The sequence below is a fragment of the Vibrio sp. 10N.247.311.49 genome, assembly GCF_041467655.1.
Lineage (GTDB): Bacteria > Pseudomonadota > Gammaproteobacteria > Enterobacterales > Vibrionaceae > Vibrio > Vibrio crassostreae_C.
Map to the genome: position 1 here is coordinate 48,220 of NZ_JBFSVA010000004.1, position 25,552 is coordinate 73,771.

Below are 25,552 nucleotides of genomic sequence, written 5' to 3' on the forward strand. Positions count from 1 at the left end.
GCACTGGCGAAAACAGAAAAAAAGCACGAAATCATCTCCTTTAGGCGTGACCTAAATCACAGCATCGAGTAAGATTAGCGACCTTTTTCTGCACCATTTTCTTGAGATATTTATTATCTAGAGCGCACTTAAAAAGTGGCTGCAAACTAGGCATTTTTGGCTATATTTTTAGTTCAGGAGCAAGAACGTTCTTGTTTGAAACTGCAGTTAAAAAGACCAAATTCCAACTATAAGATTGAGGTAGTCGATTCATGACATTTGCTTTGGGGCAACGCTGGATAAGCGATACGGAGAGCGATTTAGGTTTAGGTACCGTTGTAGCAATGGATGCTCGCACAGTGACACTAATGTTTGCAGCGTCAGAAGAAAACCGTGTTTATGCACGTACTGATGCTCCCGTAACCCGAGTAACGTTTAATGTAGGCGATGTCATCGAATGCCAAGAAGGTTGGTCTCTGTCTGTCGAAGAAGTTATCGAAGACAAAGGACTGCTAACCTACTTAGGTACTCGCGAAGATACCCAAGAAACAGAAGTCACTCTGCGTGAAATCTTCTTAAGTAACCAGATCCGCTTTAACAAGCCACAAGATAAACTGTACGCAGGTCAAATCGACCGTATGGATAACTTCGTGTTGCGTTACCGCGCGTTGAGTAACCAGTACCAACAACACAAGAGCCCTATGCGTGGCTTGTGTGGTATGCGTGCTGGCTTGATCCCTCACCAGTTATACATCGCTCATGAAGTGGGCCGTCGTCACGCTCCGCGCGTTTTACTGGCTGATGAAGTTGGCCTAGGTAAAACCATCGAAGCGGGCATGATCATCCACCAACAGGTGTTGTCTGGCCGTGCTGAACGAATTCTGATTGTGGTTCCTGAAACTCTACAGCACCAATGGTTAGTAGAGATGATGCGCCGTTTCAATCTGCACTTCTCTATCTTCGATGAAGAGCGTTGTATTGAAGCGTTTGCTGAATCGGACAACCCATTTGATACCCAGCAGTACGTTCTGTGTTCTTTGGATTTCCTACGTAAGAGCCGTAAGCGCTACGAGCAAGCACTTGAAGGCGAGTGGGACTTGCTGGTTGTCGATGAAGCGCATCACCTTGAGTGGAGCCAAGACAAACCAAGCCGCGAATACCAGGTGGTTGAAGGCTTAGCGGAAAATACGTCTGGTGTGCTACTACTAACAGCAACGCCTGAACAACTAGGTCGTGAGAGTCACTTTGCACGTCTGCGTCTGCTTGATCCTGACCGCTTCTACGATTACGAAGCATTCGTTGAAGAAGAAGACCAATACGCACCGGTTGCTGATGCTGTTACTGCATTGTTCTCTGGTGTGAAGCTTGAAAACAGCGCGAAGAATCAGATTACTGAACTGCTTTCTGAGCAAGATGTAGAGCCGCTGTTCCGTGTTATCGAAGGTGATAGTAGCGAAGAAGAGCAAGCGTTAGCTCGCCAAGAATTAATTGATAACCTTATGGACCGCCATGGTACTGGCCGTGTTCTATTTAGAAACACGCGAGCTGCAATCAAAGGCTTCCCTAAGCGTAATGTAAACCTACTGCCGATGGAGATTCCAACGCAGTACACAACCTCAATGCGTGTATCTGGCATGATCGGTGGCAAGATGGCTCCCGAAGCTCGTGCTATGAAGATGCTTTATCCAGAAGAGATCTTCCAAGAGTTTGAAGGTGAAGACTCAAGCTGGTGGCAGTTCGATTCGCGTGTTAACTGGCTGATTGAAAAGATCCAAGACAAGCGAAGCGAAAAAATCTTAGTGATCGCATCACGTGCAAGTACTGCTCTTCAATTAGAGCAAGCACTACGTGAGCGTGAAGGTGTACGTGCAACCGTATTCCACGAAGGCATGTCGATTCTAGAGCGTGATAAAGCCGCGGCTTACTTTGCTCAAGAAGAGGGCGGAGCTCAGGTTCTTATCTGTAGCGAAATCGGCTCTGAAGGTCGTAACTTCCAGTTCGCGAACCAGCTAGTAATGTTCGATCTTCCGTTCAACCCAGACTTGCTTGAACAACGTATTGGTCGTTTGGACCGTATCGGTCAGCTGCGTGACATCGACATCCATGTCCCTTACTTAAAAGGCACGTCACAGGCGATTCTTGCGCGTTGGTTTGATGAGGGTCTAAATGCATTTGCAGAGACATGTCCAACTGGTCGCACAGTTTACGACAAGTACTCAGATGTTCTTATCGAAATGCTGGCTTCTGGTAATACAGAGCAGCTTGATGAAGTGATTGAAGAGTCTGCCAAGCTAAATCAAAGCCTAAAAGCGGATCTAGAAAAAGGCCGCGATCGCCTATTAGAGATGCACTCAAACGGCGGCGACAAAGCACACGAAATCGCAGAGAAGATTGCATCAACTGATGGCGATACTAACCTAGTAACGTTTGCACTGAGCTTGTTCGACACGATTGGTTTGAACCAAGACGACAAGGGTGAAAATGCGCTAGTCGTGACACCATCTGAGCACATGATGGTACCAAGCTACCCTGGCTTACCATACGAAGGCGCAACCATCACGTTCGATCGTGATACAGCCCTTTCTCGTGAAGACATGAACTTCATCAGCTGGGAGCACCCAATGATTCAAGGCGGTATTGATCTGCTACTGAGTGAAGGTGTGGGTGCATCAGCGGTATCATTGCTGAAAAACAAAGCGCTGCCAGTGGGTACTATCCTGCTTGAGTTGGTTTACCTTGTGGATGCGCAAGCGCCAAAGCGCAGCGGTATCAGCCAGTTCTTACCTAAGACGCCAATTCGTTTGATGATGGATGGCCGTGGTAACGATTTATCTGCTCAGGTTGAGTTCGACAGCTTTAACCGTCAACTAAGCCCAGTAAACCGTCACTTAGCGAGCAAGCTAGTGAACTCGGTACAAGGTGAGATTCACAAGCTAATTGAAGCGGGTGAGACGCACGTACTTCCTAAAGTGGAAGAAGTGCGTGAACAGGCTCAACGAGATATGCAGACTAACCTGAACGGTGAATTAGAGCGTCTACAAGCGCTTAAAGCCGTGAACCCTAATATTCGTGATGAAGAGCTAGAGGTTATCGAAGCTCAAATCAATGCACTGACAGGTTACATCAGCAAAGCTCAGGTTCAATTAGATTCACTACGTTTGATAGTGGTTTCTCACAACTAGTTTTGAATTAGTAAATGCTTTAACAAAAGAAGGCCTTCATGATGAAGGCCTTCTTTTTATCTAGTATTTGAAAGGTGTTTTGATTGTTGAAACGTGCAATGGCAAAGAAATTACATTAACCATTTCCACCAAACAAATACGGCTAGGAAACCAAATAGGTAAATAAGACCTGCGACAGACAACCATTTTAGCTTAGTGCCAATCGCGAGCGCTTTTGGAAGCTTTGTTTTACTGACTAAGATGAAGTTAAGCAATGCGAAGAATGGCGTAGTTGCAAAAGCAAGTACCATCGCGAAATCAAGCATAGGCATTAAAGCAGCACTGAAGAACATCACGATGGAGAGTGCTGCGAGAGAGACGATGACGATCCAACCCTGTAGCATTTTTGGGCTGCTTTCTTTTTTAAGCAATAGACGTTGTGATTCAGCAAGCACGCGTGAATAACCATCGATAACGGTAATGGTGCTGCCAAAGATACAGAAGAATGCGATCAGAGCGATTAATGGACGAGACCATTCACCAATTGTCGAAGCGTAGATGCCGACCAATTGATGAGTAAAGCCAACACCGGAGCGAGACAGTTCAACTCCCGAACCGTGAAGTACTAGCGCGCCTAACGCAACGAATACTAAAGCAAGCAGCGCCGTACCAATGTAGCCAACGTTAAAGTCGAACAGCGCTGATTGTGCGGTCACTTCCTGCTTCTCTTTTTGGCTTTTTAGCCACATAGAGGTGATGCTTGATATTTCGATAGGCGCAGGCATCCAACCCATGGTCACCACGATAAAACCAATAGCAGCCAATGACCAAGGCGACGGTGGAACAAAAGCAGCATCAGGTTCGACTGGAGAGCCGATAGCAATGGCGACTGCAGCTAAGGTTGTGATGGTCAGTATCGCCATGATCGATTTAGATAGCGTGTCGAGAGCGCGATAATGGCCGGCGAATAGAATGATTAAGCATGTCGCTAAAACGATCATACACAATGTGCTGGTGGCCAAATCAAAAGGAACAAAGTAGCTAAGTAAGCTTGCACTGAATAACAGTAAGGCTGCGGTATTCACAACGGCTGAAATAGCACTCAAAATAGAAAAGATCACAAGGTAAGGGCGACCTAAGTTAGAGTAACCTTCCACCAAGCTTTGACCCGTTCCCAATGTATATTGGATGCCGGCTTTAAAGAACGGGTACTTAAACAGGTTCACGAGGATAATAAGAGCGGCAAGTTGCCAGCCATATATCGCACCAGCTTTAGTGGATGCAACTAAATGTGAACCTCCCACAGCAGCTGCTGCCATCATAATACCTGGGCCAAGAGACCGAATTAACGTTGATAGGGGAGCAGAGGTTTGTGCTTTTGTTGTTGTAGTTTTAACCGTACTTTCCATCATTTTTCCTTTGATGCTGACTTCTTATTTTCCGTTCCCCTATCAATACCATGTTTTGTAAGGTCGTCAACTTTTATGTACAAAAAAGACTTTAATTGTATTTTTTAATAAACAACTTGACCATAAATTATTATTTAACAGTAACTAGAGGCTAGAATGGCGTTAGAACATTACGCACCACCGCGTGACCCCTGGATTGATATTGTGTATCAAGATGACGATATTCTTGTGGTGAATAAACCTGCTGGCTTACTTTCAGTTCCTGGGAGGTTACCAGAGCATTACGACAGTATGTGGAGTCGCCTAGTCGTGGATTTTTCAGATATTCAGGTGGTGCATCGCTTGGATATGTCGACATCAGGCTTGATGCTGCTCGCTAAACACAAACAAGCTGAGCGTCATTTGAAGAAGCAGTTTCAATATCGACTGACACACAAACTCTATTACGCCCGAGTATGGGGTTCAGTAGAAGAAGCAGAAGGTTTGATTGACCTCCCTCTTATTTGCGATTGGCCAAACCGGCCGAAGCAAAAAGTGTGTTTCGAGGATGGTAAATCATCACAGACTCGTTATGTGGTAGAACAGCAAGAACTCCAAACGACTTTACTTAAGTTACTGCCAATTACCGGGCGTTCTCACCAATTGAGAGTGCATTGCATGGAAATAGGCGCACCGATTGTGGGCGATGAGTTTTACGCAACATCAGAAGCATTTGAATACAGTGATAGGTTGGCTTTGCATGCGTGTGAGCTGAGCTTTTATCATCCAGCGAATAATCAGTTGTTTAAAGCCTTTGTTCCCTGTGACTTTTATCCTCAAGCATCCCCACAAATCGAACAGCACTTTGAAATTGCGCTTGAGCTTCCAGACTACAGTAAGCTAAAAGCTTAGAATGGACTGATTCATAGATCTAACCAAGGAAGAAGAATGCCAACGCTGAATGTTGTGTTTCTCGATAGAGCGACTATCCCATCTCAAATTCATTTAAAGCCTCTGAGCTTTGAGCATGAATGGGTAGAGTATGATTTCACAGCTCCTGAGCAAGTATCAGAGCGAGTTGAAGAAGCTGATGTGGTGATCACTAACAAGGTAGTGCTCAATGAGTCGAATCTCGCTGGTGCGAAAAAACTCAAGTTGATCGCGGTTTCAGCGACCGGTGTCAATAATGTCGATGTGGAATACTGCAAATCTAAAAACATTGCAGTGACAAACGTACAAGGTTATGCGACTCAATCGGTTCCTGAACATGTGATTGCTATGCTGTTTACGCTAAAACGAAACCTTGTTGGTTATCATCAAGACATTGAAGTCGGGGAGTGGCAAAAGGACAAGCAGTTCTGTTTTTTTACACATCCGATTCAAGATATTGCAGGCAGCACATTGGGCTTAATCGGTAGTGGCAGCTTAGGCCAAGCGACTGCGATACTGGCTAAAGCGATAGGTATGAAGGTGATTTTTGCTGAGCGAAAAGGGGCGGAGTCTTGTCGAGAGGGGTATCTGCCTTTTGATACGGTATTGAAGCAAGCCGATGCGATCAGCTTGCATTGTCCATTGACTGAAGCGACCCGTAATCTGATTTCACAGCGAGAGCTAGCAATGATGAAACCAAGTGCGGTGTTAATTAATGCTGGCCGTGGTGGGCTTGTCGATGAACAAGCTTTGGTTGAAGCTTTGAAAGGTAATGAGATCGCAGGTGCGGGCATGGACGTGTTTACACAAGAGCCTGCAGACAACTCGAACCCACTCTTAGCTAACAGTCACCTACCTAACTTATTGCTGACACCTCATGTTGCGTGGGGCAGTGACAGTTCAATTCAAAAGCTGTCTGATATCTTAATCGACAATATTGATGGGTTTGTTGCGGGTAATCCGCAGAACTTAGTGAGTTGATTGAAGAATTAAATTGCGTGAACGAAAAACAAAAAAGGTTGGCTTTTAGGCCAACCTTTTTAGATCGTTGTGTCGATTAAGTGATTTAGCCTTGCGGCTTAACTACCAATACATTGATTGGTGAGTTCTGTACCACTTTGCTTGCAACAGAACCAAGCACAACTTTGTCGATTTTCGAACGCTTATGGCTAGGCATCACGATAAGGTCAGCGCCCAGTTTTTCTGCGTAATCTAGAATCGTTGTGTAAGTCTTGCCTTCGGCAACGTGAACTTTATACACCACTTCATCGTCAATGTGCTTGTCAGCAAACTCTTTGAGCTGATTTTTCACATCAAGCTTCATTTGGTTCGCTGCATCTTTCGGGAAGTAAGACGCCACCATCGACATGTGAATGCCTGGTAGGACGTTCAGAATGTGGACTTCAGCATTGCTGTGTTTCGCGTGCCATACCGCTAGCTCGACTGCTTTATCAGAAAAGCCTTTGTCGTTAAGATCAACGGGAACAAGGATTTGTCTATACATGTATTCGTCTCTTTTTAATCAGCGCTAAGCTTCCACTTAGCACTGTAATTATCCTTTCCATGTAATAAAGCCAAATAGCGCTAAGCACTACTCAGCCTTATCCATTACGCGCTAATCTCATCCTTACGAGCACGTCTTCTTTGGTTCATCGCTAAACCAATCAAAATGATCAGAGCTGGTAAGAATACCCACTCTTTCATTGGTCGATCTGCATCTTGGATAACGGATTTGATTTCCCAATCGAAATCAATACCAGCCGCTTCTGCTGGGCTACCGAACTCAACCATATCAACAATCATCTTGCCTTCTGATTCAGTCAGCATTAGACCCATAGAGGCAATACGATCTTCACTTGAGGTCGCAGAATCTTCAAACGGCAGGCGAACTGTCTGTTCAGAATAGTCACCTTCTAAGTTTTCGCCACCCACTCTAAGTTCAAGTGATTGTCCCACATCCAGCTTTTCCGTGATTTGAGCAATCTCAACTCCAGGTGAAAGAACTTTCTCTGGGTAAATCATGTCCCACCAGAAGCCAGGGCGGAAGAAAGTGAAGGTTAATGCAATAAGCAGCACCGTTTCCCACCACTTGTTCTTGGTGAACCACCAACCTTGTGTTGCAGCTGCGAAGATAAGTACCGCAGTCACAGATGAGAAAATCGTTAGTGCTAAGTGCCACCAAGAATCAATGCCCATCAGTAGTAGTTGAGTATTGAAGATGAACATGAAAGGTAGAATTGCGGTACGGATATCATAGGTAAAACCTTGAATACCTGTACGAATTGGGTCGGATTTCGCAATCGCGGCGGCCGCAAAGGCTGCCAGACCTACCGGAGGTGTGTCATCTGCAAGAATACCGAAGTAGAACACGAATAAGTGAACCGCAATCAATGGAATGATCAAGCCGTGCGCAGCGCCTAGGGTCACGATTACCGGAGCCATCAGCGTTGATACAACGATGTAGTTCGCCGTTGTTGGCAAGCCCATACCTAAGATCAAGCTGATTACTGCAGTGAATAGCAACATAAGAATGATGCTACCGCCTGAGATAAACTCAACGAAGTCCGTCATTACTAGACCGATACCCGTTAGAGTCACCACGCCTACAACCGTACCTGCAGCCGCTGTCGCGACACCGATACCAATCATGTTACGTGCGCCTGAAACCAAGCTCTCTGCGAGATCAACGAAGCCAGCTTTAGTTTGCTCTGCAAGATCGTCTGATTTGTTCATCAGAGTCATTAACGGACGCTGAGTGATCAGAATGAAGATCATGAACACGGTCGCCCAGAATGCCGACAGACCTGGAGAGAAACGTTCAACTGTTAAACACCAAACAAGTACTACGATAGGCAGTAGGAAGTGCAAACCAGATTTAATCGTTGGCCCCGGATCCGGAACTTCTTTTAGATCAGCATCGATTTCCATGCCGCCTTCAGCTGCGTATTTTGCAGATACGCGAACCAGAGCAACATAAGCGATCAATAGCGCCACAGTTACGATTGGTGTTGCCGCATCGCCAAAGACATCTTTCGTCCAACCCACACCGTAGTAAACCGCGGCGCTGATGACACACAGACCTAAAATGGTACCCGTGAAAGACAGTAAGCTTTGTACGATAGTTGGTGTGTGGCGACGAGGTAGGCCAGTCATACCTGCTTTACATGCTTCTAGATGAACAATGTAAATCAGAGCGATGTAAGAGATCAGAGCGGGCAGTAGCGCGGCTTTGATTACTTCTACATACGAAATGCCCACATACTCAACCATCAAGAAGGCTGCTGCACCCATGATAGGTGGTGTTAATTGACCATTGGTTGAAGCCGCGACTTCTACCGCACCGGCTTTTGTGCCCGGGAAACCAACACGCTTCATTAGCGGGATAGTAAAGGTACCCGTGGTTACCACGTTCGCGATAGATGAACCTGATACCAAACCAGACAGACCTGATGCGACAACGGCTGCTTTCGCTGGGCCGCCTTTCATGTGACCAAGCAGTGAGAATGCAACTTTAATAAAGTAAGCACCGGCGCCAGCACGTTCTAGCATTGCACCAAACAGTACAAACAAGAATACGAATGACGTTGATACGCCAAGCGCTACACCGAATACCCCCTCAGTTGTTAGCCACAGGTGCGACATTGCCTTGTTCAGGCTCGCACCTTTGTGGGCAATAACGTCTGGCATGTGAGGGCCACCAAAGGTGTAAAGTAGGAATACTGCCGCCACAACCATAAGAGGTGGACCTAAAGCGCGTCGTGTTGCTTCAAGCAGTAGAACCATACCGAACACCGCTGCAACAATATCAAATGTTGTGGGAGCACCAGAACGACCGGCAAGTTCAGTGTAGAAAATATAGATATAAGAAGCTGAAAAACTACCTACAAGCGCTAATACCCAGTCGACTGCCGGGATATGGTCCCGCGGCGAGTTCTTCATAGCTGGATAAGCGGTAAATGCTAGGAAAATAGCAAAGGTAAGGTGAATTGCTCGAGCTTCGGTATCGTTTAAAATTCCGAAGTTAAAAATGAACGGCAGCGGAGATGCATACCAAAGTTGGAACAGTGACCAACATAGAGGCACAAACCATAAAATACGGCCTTGGATACCGCGAGGGCTACGCGCACCAGTGTCTGATTGTGCCACCATTTCTTGCACATCTGGAGACGGTGATGTTGTCTGCGTCATGTACTTTATCCTTATTATTGATGGTCTGCCTTTCTTACGAACAACGAGACGTTATTTCTTTCCTATCTAGTGTAGTGAATGGATAGGGAAATGCGTTTTTTGCTCGTCTTTGTCTTAGGCTTGATACGAAGGTAAGTCCTCCAAATTGGAGAAACTTAAAGGGCTGTTCTTTTCACTTAAATTATTTTTATAAAACGTGAAAAGCCAATAAGGAGGGCTAGCCTCCTTATTGGTGTAGTAGGCTTAAAGTAGAGTTACTTTAGAAGGCCCACTTCTTTGTAGTATTTTGCTGCGCCTGGGTGAAGAGGGATAGAGATACCCGCTTTAACCATGTCTTCTTTTTTCAGGTTAGCAAATGCTGGGTGTAGGCGTTTGAAAGTGTCAAAGTTTTCAAATACTGCCTTAGCAACGTTGTATGCAACTTCTTCAGAAACGTCTGAAGTTGTTACCATAGTAGCTGCAACACCGAAGCTGTTTACGTCAGCGTCAGTACCACGGTACATACCAGCAGGAACTGTGCTGTAAGCGTAGTATGGGTTTTCAGCTACGATCTTGTCGATCTGTGGACCTGTTGCTGAAACCAGTTTTGCATCACAAGACGTTGTTGCTTCTTTGATTGATCCGTTCGGGTGACCAACCATGTAGATGAATGCATCAATCTTGTTATCACAAAGTGCTTGTGAACGCTCAGAACCTTTAAGTTCAGAAGCAAGCTTGAAGCTGTCGTTAGTCCAGCCCATAGCGTCCATTACAACACCCATCGTTGCACGGTCACCAGAACCTGGGTTACCAATGTTTACACGCTTACCTGCTAGGTCAGACACATTGTTGATGCCAGCATCAGTACGAGCGATGATGTTGAACGGTTCTGTATGTAGAGAGAACATCGCGCGAAGTTTCTTGTATTCGCCCTGATCTTTGAACTTACTTGTACCGTTGTAGCCGTGGTATTGCCAGTCCGATTGAACAACACCGAAATCTAGTTCACCAGCACGGATGGTGTTAACGTTGTAGATTGAACCACCAGTAGACTCTACAGAACAACGAATGTTGTGGTCTTTGCGGCCCTTGTTCACTAGCTTACAAATCGCACCACCAGTTGGGTAGTAAACACCCGTAACTGAACCAGTACCAATCGTGATGAACTCTTGAGCGTTAACAGCGCCAGCGCCCATTACAGCAGCTGCAATAGCACCAACTTTAATAAGTTTGGTAAATGCCATGAATTTCCCTTCCTTTATTCATTATTAACCCTGAAACAAGTGTAGTTGCTTCAGGAGTTTCCTATTTGGAAACGGCACCTTTTTCAATCCATGTGATGAAAAAGTGGCTGAATAATATCAAAAATTGGCAGAAAATTACTCGAATGTTAAAAGATATAGCTAAAAAATCTAACAAATGATGTCTTGATCTCGTGTTTGATTTGCTACTGAGTTTTTAAAATCAATGGTTTAGTGTGATTTTGGAAGGGAGGTATGGATATTCTAGGATGTGATTTGGATCACGAAGCAAATAGATACTCGTGATCCATTAATAAGGCTGATAGTTATGAAACAGCGATCAATTATCCTGCGTATTCAAACAGTTCACACACTGAATCAAACAGTTGCTTAGTGGTAACCGATAACGTTGGGGTAATGAAGATAGTATCATCACCTGCGACTACGCCCAGTATACCTTCCGACTTACCTAGTGAGTCTAATAAACGAGCAATCAGCTGCGCCGCACCAGGACCTGTGTGTATCACCACCAATGCATTGTTGTGGTCAATATCTAGTACTAATTCTCTTAGAGAGCTAGAAACGGTCGGAACACCAAGCTCAGCAGGAAGACAGTAAACCATCTCCATTTTTGCGTTACGAGTTCGAACGGCACCAAACTTGGTTAACATACGCGAGACTTTAGACTGGTTGATGCTTTCAAAACCTTCGTGTTTTAGAGCATCAACAATTTCGCCTTGTGAGCCAAAACGTTCTTCTTTTAGTAAGGCTTTAAATGCACGAACTAAGTTGTCTTGCTTTTCTGTATTGCGCATATGTCATTCTTATTCATTAACAAAGATGTTTGCATATTCTCGCATACATATTCAATTTTAGCCAAAACATCCCTGTAATTTGTTAGTCATATCACTGTAAATATTTAATAGAATAATGTGTTATTTGCGACGACTTATTTTGTTATTTCAGTCGATTATCGCCATAATGCGAACTTGCTGTGTAGCACGGTTTTATTGACTTGCGCGAAGTCGCAAAGCTAGCGTTAATTGATTGTAATCACTTTGTGATTAATATAGTTTTTTAACTTAGATTTAGCTCAAGAATTACCCTACAAAGAATCTATAAGAGAAAGCTCTCAAGGAGAATAACAATGAAAGTAGCTGTTATTGGTGCCGCTGGTGGCATCGGTCAAGCCCTAGCCCTACTACTTAAGAACCGCCTACCTGCTGGTTCAGATCTTGCACTTTACGACATCGCTCCGGTAACACCGGGTGTTGCTGCCGATCTTAGCCATATCCCAACGCCTGTTTCGATCAAAGGTTACGCGGGTGAAGATCCAACACCAGCACTAGAAGGTGCGGATGTTGTACTTATTTCAGCGGGTGTTGCTCGTAAGCCTGGTATGGATCGTGCGGATCTTTTCAATGTGAACGCTGGCATTGTTAAGTCTCTTGCAGAGAAAATCGCAGTTACTTGTCCGACTGCTTGTGTTGGTATCATCACGAACCCAGTAAACACAACAGTGCCAATCGCGGCTGAAGTACTGAAGAAAGCGGGCGTTTACGACAAGCGTCGTCTATTCGGTATTACGACTCTTGATGTGATTCGTTCTGAAACGTTCGTTGCTGAACTAAAAGACAAAGATCCAGGCGACATCCGTGTTCCTGTTATCGGTGGCCACTCAGGCGTAACGATTCTTCCTCTACTTTCTCAAGTTGAAGGTGTAGAGTTCACTGACGAGGAAATCGCAGCACTAACGACTCGCATCCAAAATGCAGGTACAGAAGTAGTAGAAGCTAAAGCTGGCGGCGGCAGTGCGACACTGTCTATGGGTCAAGCGGCTTGTCGTTTCGGTCTTGCACTAGTTAAAGCACTTCAAGGTGAAGAAAACGTGATTGAATGTGCATACGTTGAAGGTGAAGGCGAGCACGCTCCATTCTTCGCACAGCCAGTTAAACTAGGCAAAGAGGGCGCTGAAGCGATCCTTAGCTACGGTGAGCTGAGTGACTTCGAACGTAACGCTTTAGATAGCATGCTTGAGACGCTAAATGGCGACATCGAGATTGGTGTTGAATTCGCTAAATAAGCGAGACGCTATTTAACTCAGCCTAAAGCTAATTAATAAGGGCCGGTCATTATGATCGGCTTTTTTGATCCTGAAGTTCAAGCTACTCGTATACACCTCCACAACCAAGGTGAAGGTAAATGTTATGGCTACTGTTCAGAAGGGTATGAATGTCGAATATTTGGGGCACTTAGGAAAAGTATTGGTAATTGATGAGCAAGAGCAGTATGCCTTGGTAGAGACTTACAACGGGCATGAGCAATACGCAGTGCCAATGGAAGAGCTTGAAGAAATTGAAGCTCAACTGCCACTATCATTAGAAGCGAGCCGATATTGAACCTTGGCTCTCTTACAAATATTTGTTCAAAACCAAAAAAAAGAGCCATTGCTCTTTTTTGTTATTTATATAGAAGCTAGAAGCGAGTTGTCTATTAACCTGCTTACTTGCTGCGTTTAACAGCCAAGTGTGCGAGCGTGGTTAACGCTTGCTTATATTCAGAGTCAGGAAGTACAGAAAGCTCAGCGATGGCTTTATCGGCCTCTTCGTAGGCTTTATTTGTTGTGTACTCTAAAGAGCCTGTCTCTTTCATTACAGCCATAATATCGTCAAGACGTTCCATGCCGTTCGCTTTCTCAATCGCTTCACGAATCATGCTTGCTTGTTCAGGAGAGCCATTATGCATTGCGTAAAGTAGAGGCAGTGTTGGTTTGCCTTCGGCTAGATCGTCACCAACGTTTTTACCCATCTCTTTACCATCTGCAGTGTAATCCATCACATCGTCAATCAGTTGGAAAGCGGTGCCTAGGTATTTACCATAGTTCTGCATTGCTGTTTCGATCTCTGGTGATGACTCAGTAAGAATCGCACCGATTTGGGTCGCAGCTTCGAACAAACGAGCAGTCTTAGAGTAGATCACCTGCATGTAGCTTTCTTCTGTGGTGTCTGGGTTATTGCAGTTCATTAATTGTTGAACTTCACCCTCGGCAATCACGTTTACCGCTTCACTCATTAGCTCAAGGATCTTTAAAGATCCTAGCGTTGTCATCATTTGGAATGAGCGTGTGTAGATAAAGTCACCCACCAAAACGCTAGCGGCATTACCAAAAGCGGCATTGGCCGTCGCTTTACCGCGTCTCATGTCTGATTCATCGACAACATCGTCGTGAAGCAGGGTTGCGGTGTGAATAAACTCGATAAAGGCTGCAGAGGTGATATGAGCTTCACCTTGATATCCAAGTGCGCGAGCAGATAAAAGAGCAAGCAAAGGGCGTAGGCGTTTGCCACCACCGCTAACGATATAAAAACCAAGCTGGTTGATTAAACTTACGTCAGAATTAAGTTGGGCTTGAATTGTTTCATTCACTTTTGCCATATCATTGGCAGTAAGCGTTTGGATAGCTTTAAAATCCATTGTTCATCCGGCTGAAGTTAGACCCTGTAAGGCTTATACGTTGTATTTAATTGTTGAATAATACACTAAAAAACGTTGATTAATACATCGCTAAAGGGCATGATTGCCGCACTTTTCTTTGGCGAACAGGTTTTCGCCAATTTTTTAAAAATATGGCTTGTCATAGCGCCATGATTCCCGTAGAATCTGCGCCCTATTGATTAGTTTAGCGCACACCCGAGTTGTACAATTAACAACCATAGGCTGTGCGGAAAAAGCGGAGTAAAATATGTACGCTGTTTTCCAATCTGGTGGCAAACAACACCGAGTAAGCGAAGGTCAAACACTTCGTTTAGAGAAATTAGACGTTGAAACTGGTGCAACTGTTGAATTTGATAAAGTTCTTCTTGTTGCTAACGGCGAAGAAATCGCTGTTGGTGCACCTCTTGTTGAAGGTGGCAAGGTTACTGCAGAAGTAGTACAACACGGTCGTGGCGATAAAGTAAAAATCGTTAAGTTCCGTCGTCGTAAGCACTCGCGTAAGCAAGCTGGTCACCGTCAGTGGTTCACTGAAGTGAAAATCACTGGCATTAACGCTTAAGTATTAGGAGAGTTTAACAATGGCACATAAAAAAGCTGGCGGTTCTACTAATAACGGCCGCGATTCAGAAAGCAAACGTCTTGGTGTTAAGCGTTTTGGTGGTGAATCTGTTCTTGCAGGTAACATCATCGTTCGTCAACGTGGTACTAAGTTCCACGCTGGCACAAACGTTGGCATCGGTAAAGACCACACTCTTTTCGCTCTTACTGAAGGTAAAGTGAAATTTGCTGTTAAAGGTCCTAAAAACCGTAAGTTTGTAAGCATCGAAGCTGAGTAATTTAATCTTTAACTAGATTATTTTATTAGCTTTCAAGCTGAATTCAAAAGCCCTGCCGATTCGGCAGGGTTTTTTATTTATAGCAAGAATAAAAAAGCAGACGCTCTTGTTTTGGTTTTGAGAAGCCGTTTTATTTTTTGATAAACAGATTAGTTTTTAAGAAGCCGTTTGTTTTTAAGAAATAAGAAGCAAAGAACCTCTCCTTATTTGTTCCTTGGTTGCAGGTCGGCCTAGATCTTAGGTGATCGATCTAAACACGGATCTGCTAGAATTTATATCACTCCTTGATGAGTGGTAACGCAACGTAAGTGCGGAGTTAAAAAATGAAATTCGTTGATGAAGCGGTAGTAAAAATAGAAGCCGGTGATGGCGGTAATGGTACAGTTAGCTTTTGGCGCGAAAAATTCGTCGCTAAAGGTGGTCCTGATGGCGGTGACGGTGGTGACGGCGGTGATGTTTACATCCAAGCGGATGAGAACTTAAACACACTGATCGATTACCGTTTCCAACGTTTTTACAATGCAGAGCGTGGCGAGAATGGTCGCGGCGGTAACTGTACTGGTAAACGTGGTAAAGACATTACGCTGAAAGTACCAGTTGGTACGCGTGCAGTTGATATCCACACCAACGAAATCGTTGCTGAAGTTGCTGAACACGGCAAGAAAGTAATGGTTGGTAAAGGTGGTTGGCACGGTCTTGGTAACACGCGTTTTAAATCGTCTGTTAACCGCGCTCCTCGTCAAAAGACAATGGGTACTAAAGGCGAAGTTCGTGAACTGCGTTTAGAGCTTCTTTTATTAGCTGACGTTGGTATGCTTGGCCTACCAAACGCAGGTAAATCTACTTTTATTCGTTCAGTATCTGCTGCGAAACCAAAAGTGGCTGATTACCCGTTCACTACTTTGATCCCAAGCTTGGGTGTGGTAAGTGTTGTCCCTGAAAAGAGCTTCGTTGTTGCCGATATCCCAGGACTAATCGAAGGCGCAGCTGATGGCGCTGGCCTTGGTATCCGATTCCTTAAGCACCTTGAGCGTTGTCGTGTTCTTCTGCATATGATCGACATTATGCCGATCGATCAATCTGATCCTATTCAGAATGCACTAACGATCATCGATGAGCTTGAGCAATACAGTGAAAAAGTTTCACAAAAACCTCGCTGGTTAGTGTTCAATAAAGTTGACCTAATGCCAGAAGACGAAGCAGACGAAAAGATTCAAGAAATCATCGATGCTTTGGGCTGGGAAGGCGAGTACTTCAAGATCTCTGCTGTGAATAAAATCGGCACCAAAGATCTTTGCTTCAAACTAGGTGAGTTTATGGAAAACCTACCTCGTGAAGTTGTAGAAGTTGAAGAAGAAGAAAAAGTAGACTTTATGTGGGATGACTACCATAAAGATGCGATGAGCGGTAAGAATGTCGTTACTGAAGATGACGACGATTGGGACGATTGGGATGACGAAGAGGATGACGGCCATGTTATCTATGTTCGTGACTAATCCTCTTAGTTTCTCATAACGCATCGGTCGCTTCTTACAAGTACACTGATAGTTTTATTAAACCGCAATGAAAATTGCGGTTTTTTTGTATCTAAATCATGACGTCTTACTGTTTTTTATGCAAAATTTATCTTTAGATAATTAACGCCTATGGGAAGGAAATCATGGCATCAAAGCAAAGAGCGATCTCAAGACTCGTCGCTCAATCAGGACAAATGTTATTGGCGCACGGGGCAGAGAGCACACTGGTCGGCGATATCATGCGTCGCATCGGTATTGCTTGTGGGGTGAATGAGGTTGAAGTCGCACTGTCAGCCAATGCGCTTGTTGTAACTACCGTAATGGATGATCACTGTATTACCACTACTCGAAGTTGTGCTGATCGTGGCATTAACATGCAGGTTATCACCGACATTCAACGCATTTGCATCATGATGGAGAAGGGAATTCTCGATTATGATTTGGCGTATAAAAAGATTCAAAACATCAGCCCCGAGCGCTACAACCGTTGGTTAGTGGTTGTGATGATAGGGTTGTCGTGCGCCTCTTTTAGCCACCTTGCGGGCGGAGACTGGCAAGTCTTCATGATGACTTTTATTGCTTCAGCTTGCGGTATGATCGTCAGGCAAGAGATTGGGCACCGCCATTTCAATCCGCTATTAAACTTTGCTATCACAGCATTCGTTACCACGACCATTTCAGCTCAAGCCGTACTTTACAATATTGGCGGCCAACCCACGATCGTGATGGCTTCATCTGTATTAATGTTAGTACCTGGTTTTCCTCTGATTAACTCCGTCGCTGATATGCTTAAAGGCCATATTAATATGGGGTTAGCGCGCTTTACCATGGCCAGCTTATTAACTCTGGCGACGAGCTTGGGCATTGTCGCGGCGATGAGTCTATCAGATGTTTGGGGGTGGGCAAGCTAATGAGTATTTTCGAACTGTTTTTAGGTCTGCTCAACGATATGTTTTTCGCCGCTATTCCTGCGGTTGGGTTTGCATTGGTGTTTAACGTTCCGCAACGTGCTTTAATTTATTGTGCACTCGGTGGTTCTATCGGTCATGGTAGCCGGTATCTGATGATGCACTTTGGTATTCCAATCGAATGGGCGACGTTCTTCGCCGCAACCGTGGTTGGTATGATAGGGGTTCATTGGTCACATAAACTGTTAGCACATCCGAAGGTGTTTACGGTTGCAGCTCTAATTCCTATGGTGCCAGGTGTGTTCGCCTTCAAGGCGATGATTGCGATGGTGGAGATTAACAGGGCAGGCTACACGCCTGAGTTGTTGGCAATGTTGATGGAGAACTTTTTAAAATCGATGTTCATTATCGCAGGGTTGGCGGTTGGCTTAGCTGTGCCAGGGCTGTTATTCTATCGCCGTAGACCTATCGTTTAGCGTTAATTTTCTTTTTAGGGACAGGACTTTCGATTTATGATCATCAGCATGATAGCGGCAATGGCAAACAACCGTATAATTGGTAAAGACAATCAGATGCCTTGGCATTTACCTGCGGATTTTGCATGGTTTAAACGCTCGACTATGGGTAAACCAGTCGTGATGGGACGTAAGACCTACGATTCTATTGGACGCCCTTTGCCGGGTCGGTTGAATGTCGTAATCAGCCGTGATGAGAGTTTAAAGATTGAAGGTGTAACGACGGTAACTTCTATTGAACAGGCTCTAGAGCTACTCAGTGATGTTGAAGAGGTGATGATCATTGGTGGCGGCTCTATTTATGAGAGCTGCTTACCTAAAGCGGACAAGTTGTATCTGACTTACATCGATTTCGCCGTCGATGGAGATACACAATTTCCTGACTGGGGTGAAGGTTGGAAGCAGAGCTTTAACGAGAGCTATCAAGCTGACGAGAAAAACAAACACAACATGGAGTTTGTGATTCTCGAGCGTTAACTGTGGTTATCAATAGCTAGTCTCTGAAAAATGCTTGCGTTACCCTACCAAGGTAGCGCAAGTTTCTCGTATCTTTATAGCGCTTTCTGAGTGAAAAACTGTTTATCTTCCCAGCGAAGAATTGTCAATTCACCTCCCCAGACGCATCCAGTATCAAGTCCAATTACGTCTTTTCCGTTATAGCCTTCAAGCGCAGCCCAGTGTCCAAAAACAACGGTTTTATCGAGCTTTATGCGTTGCGGAAGGTCAAACCATGGCACTAATGGTTCATCGGTAATCTCATTCGGTGGTAGCTTACATGCCATGTCGAGACGGCCATCTTCAAAACAGAAACGCATTCTTGTCAGGCTATTGATCGCATAGCGATAGCGCTCAATATCATGTAAATCCTGATGCCATAAATCAGGCGCGTTGCTGTACATGTTTTCGATTAGCCATTGCCATTTATCGGACTTTAACAAGGATACGATCTCTCGATTTTCAACACGTGCTCTTTCTAGATTCCACTGCGGTGAGATACCCGCATGGCACATCACGAACTCTGGGTGTTCTTGAAGCAAAGGCTGTTGTCTTAACCATTCGATTAGCAGTTCACGATCTTCAGCATCAAGAATCGCTTGAGTCTTATCTTTTGGTTTCGCTGGAAATAGTCCTAAGGACACCGCCAGAAGATGTAAGTCGTGGTTGCCTAATACAACCTTAGCTGCGTCACCAAGGTTACGAATAAAGCGTAACGTCTCCAATGATTTAGGGCCTCGAGCAACTAAGTCTCCGGCGACCCATAAAGTATCTTGGTGTTTATCAAAGTTAATTTTTTCAAGTAGTCCTTGAAGTTCGTCGAAGCACCCTTGGATGTCTCCGACAATGTAATTCGACACAATAATTTCCTGTAGATACGGATGTACGGCTAATTAAGAATATTAGGGATTGCGAGTCTGAATGGGTCAACTTCGGTAATAAAATCAATGCCCTTGTTATCGGTCATCACATAGTGACCTTGCATAACGCCAACAGGGGTTTCGATGACCGTACCACTTGTGTAGGTGTACTCGTCGTTGGCTTCAATCACGGGTTGTTGGCCAACTACACCATCACCCTCAATGGTGAGCTGCTTGCCGTTAGAGTCGGTAATTAACCAGCGGCGAGACATAAGTTGCACCGTTGTTTTACTTAGATTTTTGATGGTAATAATGTAGGCGAAGACATAACGATTCTTCGTTGGCTCAGATTGTTCTTCTATGTACTTAGAGTGAACCTGGCATTTGATACAAGGCGTAGATATATCCATATTCGCACCTTTTGTTGTTGATATACTTAATGTAATTAAAGTATTACATAAAAAAGGCTCCTAACCGAAGTGTAGGAGCCTTTTTTATTTATTTGTCAGCGTTATGACTGTCGTACAACCAGTTTGCCATGTCGACAAACTGCTCGAGTGTTAAGTTCTCAGGACGCATGCTTGGGTTGATACCTAGCTCTTCAAGCACTTCCTTATCGATTAAGCTCTTGTAGCAGTTACGAACTGTTTTACGACGTTGGTTAAAGCCTTCACGACAGACGCGATCTAGCCATTTCAGATCTTTTGCCGGATAAGGCAGCACTTCGTATGGCTGTAGGCGCACGACTGCTGAGTCTACTTTCGGTGGCGGAACGAAGGCCGTTGGTGGAACTTCTAACACAGGCGTTACTTTACAGTAGTATTGAGCCATTACAGTAAGACGACCGTAAGCTTTACTGCCAGGGCCAGCAGCTAGACGGTTAACCACTTCTTTTTGAAGCATAAAGTGCATGTCTTGCACGTCTTTATGGAATTCAAAAAGGTGGAACATCAATGGTGTAGAGATGTTATATGGCAAGTTACCAAAGATGCGTAGCTTATTGTTTGGCTTAACCAGTTCTTGGAAATCGAACTTCATCGCATCGCCTTCACGGATCGTTAGCTTGTCCGCAAGATCTGGATGGTTACGAAGACGTTCTGCAAGGTCTCTATCCAATTCGATAACAGTAAATTTATCGACAAGCTTACCCACAGGCTCAGTAATTGCGCCTAGACCAGGACCGATCTCTACCAAGTTTTGACCTGGTAGTGGGTTAATACTCGATACGATGCCATCAATAATGTATGGATCGTTAAGGAAGTTTTGACCAAAACGTTTACGCGCTTTGTGCCCTAAGTGGACATCATTTCTCATTGCTTTTTCTCTACTAATTCAATGGCGTGCGTGAGCGCTGTTCTAAAGCTCCCTGTATCGGCTTGGCCTTTCCCTGCCAAGTCTAAGGCGGTACCGTGGTCGACTGATGTGCGAATAAACGGTAAGCCAAGCGTGATGTTCACTGAGCGACCAAACCCTTTGTATTTCAATACCGGGAGTACTTGGTCGTGATACATACCTAAAACAGCATCTGCATCTTGCAAATATTTTTCATTAAAGATGGTGTCTGCTGGCAATGGGCCAACTAAATTGATGCCATCTTTTTGGCGAATTTTTTCTAGCGTCGGGGTGATAGTTTCAATCTCTTCACGCCCTAAACAACCATCTTCACCAGCATGTGGATTCAAGCCACACACATAGATAGTTGGTTTCTCAATAGCAAATTTTTCAACCAAGTCTTTATTTAGAATAGCAATAATTTGCTCTAATCTGTCTTCGGTCACAGCTTGAGATACATAAGCTAGTGGGATGTGCGTTGTTACTAGCGCAACACGCAGCCCTTCAGTTGCCAACATCATCACCACCAGTGGTGTATTGGACTTCTCTGCAAAGAACTCGGTATGGCCGCTAAAAGCAACGCCAGCTCGGTTAATTACACCCTTGTGAACGGGGCCGGTGACAATAGCATCAAATTCATCATTCATACAGCCAATTGCTGCGGTTTCTAAAGTATTTAATACGTAATGACCATTAGCCTCATTGAGTTGACCTGCAACTGCCGTTTCAGCAAGTGGAACGTGTTTCACTACCAGTGTGCCAGCGCGTTGCGGTTGCTTAGCTGCATTTGCATCGTAGTCCAGAAGATCGACTTCGATACCAAGAATTTTAGCTCGCTCGGATAGCAGTGTTTTATCAGCACAAACCACGAGTTGATGAGGCCAACTTTCTTGAGATAGAGCCAAAGTTAAATCTGGGCCTATCCCTGCTGGTTCACCTGCGGTTATGACAATACGTTTAGTTGTTGTCATCTTGGTCGTCCTCAACCATCTCAACAAAGGCACTTGCTCTTACTTCTTGTAGCCAAGCACCAGCTTCTTCGTTGAATTTACGGTTAAATAGAATTTGGTAAGCTTTGTTTTTCAAAGCTGAATCGGTACGGTCGACTTCGCGACGGTCTAGTACTTCAACAATGTGCCAACCGTGTACGGTTTTGAATGGCGCACTGATTTTGCCTTCTGGTAGCGTTTCTACTTGGTGTTTGAATTCTGGTACATACAAATCTGGTGTTTGGTAGCCTAGCTCACCATCTTGTACTGCAGAACCTGGATCTTGGCTGTATTGCTGTGCAAGGTCGCCAAAGCTCGCTTCACCTGTGTTTACGCGGCGCGTGATCTCTTCAAGTTGTTCTTTCGCGCCATCGTCACTCAAGATTACGGTTGGCTTAATCAAGATATGACGAGCATTCACTTCCGTTACTGCTACGGTTTCTAAGCCTTTCACATCTTCAATTTTTAGAATGTGGAAACCTACACCGCTACGGAAAGGACCGATGATGCTGCCTTTATTTTGCATTTTGATCTGGTCAGCAAAAATGGTTGGCATCTCTTCTTTACGCATCCAACCCCAATCACCACCTTGCAGCGCTTTAGGACCCTTAGAGTAAGTATATGCCATGGTGCTGAAATCTTTGCCTGAGTTCAGTTCTTCAACCAGTTCAGTAGCTTGAGCTTCTAACTCTTCTTTGGTTTGGTCATCATTAAAGCGCAGTTGAATGTGGCCAATTTTATATTGAACGGTCGCGTTAGTCTCTTGCGCTAAGATATCTGCTAGGTTATCAACTTCCGCAGGAAGAATATTGATACGGCGACGAACTAAGGCGTTACGAGCTTCACTTGCTGCAATCTCTTTTCTTACTTGCTCTCGAAATGCATTGTAGCTAAGGCCTTCTTCAGCAACCGATGCGGTAAGTTGTTCTACCGTTTGGTTGTTGTCTTTAGCGATACCTTCAATTGCTTGATCAAGTCGAGCATCATCAATACGAACACCGATACGTTCTGCTTCTTGAGTTTGAATAGTATCGATGATCAGTTTTTCTAGTACTTGCTCATTGAGCACATCTTGCGATGGCAGTGTTTGACCGCTTTTTTTTGCGTTGGCACGCAGTGTCTTCATCGAAGCATCGATGTCGCTTTGTAAGATAACGCCTTCGTTAACGATAACTTTTACGCTGTCTAGCTCAACCGGTGCTGCAAAGCTTGTTGATAAAGTACAAGTCGCTGCAATAGCAATTAATGTGCGTTTCCACAATGTCATGTGTAATCCTTTAAATTTACTGATTTCTTATCAGTAAAGAAAATTAGTTGTTTAAGAAGAATGGGCGACCGTAGCTCAATGAGTTATCAGAACTGCTATCCCCAACAGCGCCTGAATCAGAGCCTAAGTTAGTACCAAAGCCGATAATACCGAAATTCACACCAAAGTTATTTTCATATTCAGGCGTGACATTTGGATCACTAATGTTATTTGTCAGCTGGTTACTATACGTAAATCCGATATACCAACAATCCGATTTATAGTTCAAGCGAGCCAACCATTCTAGATTTTCTTGTGTGGTTAAATCATAGAAATATTGAGCACTGGCATTCCACTTCCGCGAAATCTGGTAAGCACCAAGTAAGCCTGCTTGTGAGATACCATCTCTAGTTATTGAACCAACATTTATACTTTCGCCTACATTATCCTCAATATATTCTTCTGTAACGTAGCGGTAGTTGGTTTGTATATAGCCGCCGGCAAAACGGTACTCAATGGTACTGTTAGCAAGTTGCATCGAAGATGAATCAATGTCGTATTGCACACCGCCATGGTAGAAAAGGTAATCATCGTAGTTGAAGTCCATTTCAATAGCCCAAGATGAATAATTAGTTTTGTCAGCGGAGTCTTCGTTGCCTAAAGTTTGCTTTGTATCTTTATCAAAATAGAAAATTTGACCAAAAGATATGTTTAAGCGCTCTCGGTACTCATCATCAAAAAAGCGAGATGATGCGCCATAGCTAATTTGATTTGCTGACGCAATGCGGTCTACACCACTGTATTTGCGGCTTCTGAATAAGCCATAGTAATCAGTCTGTAGTAGTGTTGTATCGTAAAGACCAATTTCGCTTTGATCTTCTTCTGGCACGTAAAGGTACTGAACTTGAGGTTCGAGTGTTTGAGTGTAATTACCTACAATTTTTGTATCACGTTCAAGAACGATACCTGCGTGGCTTCTAAACTCAGGTATTACACGTGTTACTGATTCCTCTAAATCTTCATACTCACTATCAATGTCATTCAGATCCTGTTGGTAGTATGTACCAAGTAATCGTGCTTCGGTTGTCCAAGTGCCCCAAGTGTTACCTACTGGGATTGTAATACCAGGTTCAACGTGAACACGAGTGGCTGATGGTTTGCCTGATGCGTCGGTATCGAACATTGATATATGACTGATTAAGTCAAAATCTAGGTAATCCATTACCTCTGGAGCATAGTAGTTATACTCGAGTTGTGGCATTAGACGATAAGGCAAGTTATTGCTGGTGGTAAGAACTTGGAAGTCTCGAACAAGTACAGACGCATCCCAATTTTGAGAACGGTATGTTGCTTGCCCTTCTTGAAGCAGTTGTCCATCTTCACGGTTACCGATATTTGAGCTCATGTCCGAAAAGTAGTCAATATCACTGACTTTAGAGTAATCAATTTCGAATAACCAAGATTGTTGGAATATTCCTGAATGTTCTAGTTGGAAACCCCAACGATCGCCTAGATCAGTGTACTTTTGATCGTCTGGTAAATATTCAGACTCGATACTACCGGAACCAAAATCGCTTAAATATCTGAATTTACTGTTGAGTTGAGTGCCACGCTCTTGCATGTACTTGAAGGTAGTTTCCAAATCGTAGTCTGGTGCTAAGTTCCAATAAACAGGAATTTCAGCTTCAAAACCATCGCTTGAACCATACGAAACTGTTGGGTACAAGAAACCGGTTTTACGTGTATCACCCACCGGTACTGTTAAGTAAGGTAAGTAAAAGACGGGAACACTTTGGATTTCAAAACGTGGATTATAAAAAGTGGCTTGTTCTTCGTCTTGGTCGACACTGATGCTCGATGCTCTTAGACGCCAAGCATTATCGCCAATCGGGCAAGAGGTAATGGAGCCATCTTCAATCTCATAAACCGCTTTACCTGTTTTTGCTATATAAACAGCATCTCCGCGACCGGGCTCGCAAAGGAATTCGTAATCGGTGTTCTCAAGCGTCATTTCATCTGTAGTCAGATTATTGGTCGCTCTGTCTGAGATAGATTTGATTTGACCATCACTAAAGTTTACGTTGCCTTCAGCTACAACGATATTTTCTTGTTGGTGCAGGGTTACGTTATCTGCAAGGATGGTCTTATTTCCTTGCGTAACGACTACGTCACCTGAGTATATTGCCTTGTCACCATTGATAGCTTCTAAGCGATCTGACTCAACATGAGCGGGTAGCTGTGTCTCGTTTTCTGCAGCGGGCTCGATCAAGCATTGATCTATAGAGGGCATTTCCTGCACACTACTATCGGTGATTGTTTCAGCTTGAGTTGTCGACACGTATAACGCCGTACTTATAGACGCGGCTAACAAGGTGCGGGAAAAAGATTGCATGAAGTTGAACTATCCTGTGTCACTAGATGAAGGGTTGATCTAGTATCAATCCAATTAATAAAGCATTTTCCTTATGATAAAGGAAATAATAGCATTCAGCA

Annotated in this window: 23 protein-coding genes; 11 read left to right on the forward strand and 12 right to left on the reverse strand. The window is 44.3% G+C overall.

All coding sequences use genetic code 11. From position 1 onward, the window contains the following. Nucleotides 1-251 precede the first annotated feature (251 nt). A complete protein-coding gene (gene rapA / locus AB6E54_RS06090; protein WP_102332749.1) occupies nt 252-3,161 on the forward strand; it encodes an RNA polymerase-associated protein RapA in 2,910 nt (969 codons plus the stop codon). 110 nt (nt 3,162-3,271) lie between these two features. On the opposite strand, the gene AB6E54_RS06095 is transcribed toward rapA, so the two are convergent. Then, entirely contained in the window at nt 3,272-4,549 is a 1,278-nt protein-coding gene (locus AB6E54_RS06095) for an NRAMP family divalent metal transporter (protein WP_010434396.1), read from the reverse strand. Between the two features lie 156 nt (nt 4,550-4,705). On the opposite strand from AB6E54_RS06095, the gene rluA reads away from it, so the two are divergent. Together rluA and AB6E54_RS06105 are read left to right on the forward strand one after the other, a co-directional pair. Then, nucleotides 4,706-5,440, forward strand: a complete 735-nt coding sequence (rluA, locus tag AB6E54_RS06100) for a bifunctional tRNA pseudouridine(32) synthase/23S rRNA pseudouridine(746) synthase RluA (protein WP_102332750.1) — start codon at nt 4,706-4,708, stop codon at nt 5,438-5,440. 36 nt (nt 5,441-5,476) lie between these two features. Next, nucleotides 5,477-6,439: a D-2-hydroxyacid dehydrogenase gene (locus tag AB6E54_RS06105; protein ID WP_372106008.1), complete on the forward strand. Its 963-nt coding sequence runs from the start codon at nt 5,477-5,479 to the stop codon at nt 6,437-6,439. 85 nt (nt 6,440-6,524) lie between these two features. Here the strand turns inward: AB6E54_RS06105 and AB6E54_RS06110 are convergent, their stop codons facing one another. The 4 genes from AB6E54_RS06110 to argR form a co-directional block, all read right to left on the reverse strand. Further along, a complete protein-coding gene (locus AB6E54_RS06110; RefSeq protein ID WP_048609641.1) occupies nt 6,525-6,962 on the reverse strand; it encodes a universal stress protein in 438 nt (145 codons plus the stop codon). Nucleotides 6,963-7,066: 104 nt separating this feature from the next. Beyond that, entirely contained in the window at nt 7,067-9,646 is a 2,580-nt protein-coding gene (locus AB6E54_RS06115; protein ID WP_102332752.1) for a TRAP transporter permease, read from the reverse strand. Nucleotides 9,647-9,900: 254 nt separating this feature from the next. Next, a complete protein-coding gene (locus AB6E54_RS06120) occupies nt 9,901-10,869 on the reverse strand; it encodes a TAXI family TRAP transporter solute-binding subunit (protein ID WP_017061374.1) in 969 nt (322 codons plus the stop codon). Between the two features lie 341 nt (nt 10,870-11,210). Beyond that, nucleotides 11,211-11,681, reverse strand: a complete 471-nt coding sequence (gene argR, locus AB6E54_RS06125) for a transcriptional regulator ArgR (protein WP_004740827.1) — start codon at nt 11,679-11,681, stop codon at nt 11,211-11,213. Between the two features lie 332 nt (nt 11,682-12,013). Here argR and mdh point away from each other — a divergent pair, with 332 nt between their 5' ends. Both mdh and AB6E54_RS06135 read left to right on the forward strand, forming a co-directional pair. Beyond that, the gene (gene mdh, locus AB6E54_RS06130) at nt 12,014-12,949 is read left to right on the forward strand and encodes a malate dehydrogenase (protein ID WP_009847834.1); all 936 of its coding nucleotides are present in this window, start codon (nt 12,014-12,016) and stop codon (nt 12,947-12,949) included. A 124-nt stretch (nt 12,950-13,073) separates the two neighbouring features. Further along, nucleotides 13,074-13,265 carry a hypothetical protein gene (locus tag AB6E54_RS06135; RefSeq protein WP_017061375.1) on the forward strand — a complete coding sequence of 64 codons (192 nt, stop codon included), beginning with the start codon at nt 13,074-13,076 and terminating at the stop codon, nt 13,263-13,265. Between the two features lie 103 nt (nt 13,266-13,368). Here the strand turns inward: AB6E54_RS06135 and ispB are convergent, their stop codons facing one another. Next, a complete protein-coding gene (gene ispB / locus AB6E54_RS06140; RefSeq protein ID WP_017061376.1) occupies nt 13,369-14,340 on the reverse strand; it encodes an octaprenyl diphosphate synthase in 972 nt (323 codons plus the stop codon). Between the two features lie 268 nt (nt 14,341-14,608). Here ispB and rplU point away from each other — a divergent pair, with 268 nt between their 5' ends. From rplU to folA, 6 genes are all read left to right on the forward strand, one after another. Then, nucleotides 14,609-14,920, forward strand: coding sequence for a 50S ribosomal protein L21 (gene rplU / locus AB6E54_RS06145; protein ID WP_004740823.1), 312 nt, complete (start codon nt 14,609-14,611; stop codon nt 14,918-14,920). A 19-nt stretch (nt 14,921-14,939) separates the two neighbouring features. Further along, on the forward strand, nt 14,940-15,197 hold the full coding sequence (gene rpmA / locus AB6E54_RS06150) for a 50S ribosomal protein L27 (RefSeq protein WP_004735905.1): 258 nt from the start codon (nt 14,940-14,942) through the stop codon (nt 15,195-15,197). A 323-nt stretch (nt 15,198-15,520) separates the two neighbouring features. Beyond that, the gene (gene cgtA / locus AB6E54_RS06155) at nt 15,521-16,693 is read left to right on the forward strand and encodes an Obg family GTPase CgtA (protein WP_017061377.1); all 1,173 of its coding nucleotides are present in this window, start codon (nt 15,521-15,523) and stop codon (nt 16,691-16,693) included. A 164-nt stretch (nt 16,694-16,857) separates the two neighbouring features. Continuing rightward, nucleotides 16,858-17,625: a threonine/serine exporter ThrE family protein gene (locus tag AB6E54_RS06160; RefSeq protein ID WP_017061378.1), complete on the forward strand. Its 768-nt coding sequence runs from the start codon at nt 16,858-16,860 to the stop codon at nt 17,623-17,625. After that, nucleotides 17,625-18,098: a threonine/serine exporter family protein gene (locus AB6E54_RS06165; protein ID WP_017062945.1), complete on the forward strand. Its 474-nt coding sequence runs from the start codon at nt 17,625-17,627 to the stop codon at nt 18,096-18,098. Before AB6E54_RS06160 ends, AB6E54_RS06165 begins: the two co-directional genes overlap by 1 nt. A gap of 36 nt (nt 18,099-18,134) precedes the next feature. Continuing rightward, complete coding sequence (gene folA / locus AB6E54_RS06170; RefSeq protein WP_017062944.1) at nt 18,135-18,614, forward strand: type 3 dihydrofolate reductase; 480 nt, start codon at nt 18,135-18,137, stop codon at nt 18,612-18,614. A gap of 74 nt (nt 18,615-18,688) precedes the next feature. On the opposite strand, the gene AB6E54_RS06175 is transcribed toward folA, so the two are convergent. From AB6E54_RS06175 to lptD, 6 genes are all read right to left on the reverse strand, one after another. Beyond that, entirely contained in the window at nt 18,689-19,492 is an 804-nt protein-coding gene (locus tag AB6E54_RS06175) for a symmetrical bis(5'-nucleosyl)-tetraphosphatase (protein ID WP_017062943.1), read from the reverse strand. A 29-nt stretch (nt 19,493-19,521) separates the two neighbouring features. Beyond that, the gene (gene apaG, locus AB6E54_RS06180; RefSeq protein WP_004735899.1) at nt 19,522-19,902 is read right to left on the reverse strand and encodes a Co2+/Mg2+ efflux protein ApaG; all 381 of its coding nucleotides are present in this window, start codon (nt 19,900-19,902) and stop codon (nt 19,522-19,524) included. An 88-nt stretch (nt 19,903-19,990) separates the two neighbouring features. Further along, on the reverse strand, nt 19,991-20,806 hold the full coding sequence (gene rsmA / locus AB6E54_RS06185) for a 16S rRNA (adenine(1518)-N(6)/adenine(1519)-N(6))-dimethyltransferase RsmA (RefSeq protein WP_017062942.1): 816 nt from the start codon (nt 20,804-20,806) through the stop codon (nt 19,991-19,993). After that, nucleotides 20,803-21,795, reverse strand: a complete 993-nt coding sequence (gene pdxA, locus AB6E54_RS06190; RefSeq protein ID WP_017062941.1) for a 4-hydroxythreonine-4-phosphate dehydrogenase PdxA — start codon at nt 21,793-21,795, stop codon at nt 20,803-20,805. Before pdxA ends, rsmA begins: the two co-directional genes overlap by 4 nt. Further along, entirely contained in the window at nt 21,782-23,080 is a 1,299-nt protein-coding gene (surA, locus tag AB6E54_RS06195; protein WP_065584690.1) for a peptidylprolyl isomerase SurA, read from the reverse strand. Before surA ends, pdxA begins: the two co-directional genes overlap by 14 nt. Before the next feature lie 43 nt (nt 23,081-23,123). Next, entirely contained in the window at nt 23,124-25,451 is a 2,328-nt protein-coding gene (gene lptD / locus AB6E54_RS06200; RefSeq protein ID WP_102332753.1) for an LPS assembly protein LptD, read from the reverse strand. Nucleotides 25,452-25,552: the final 101 nt, after the last annotated feature.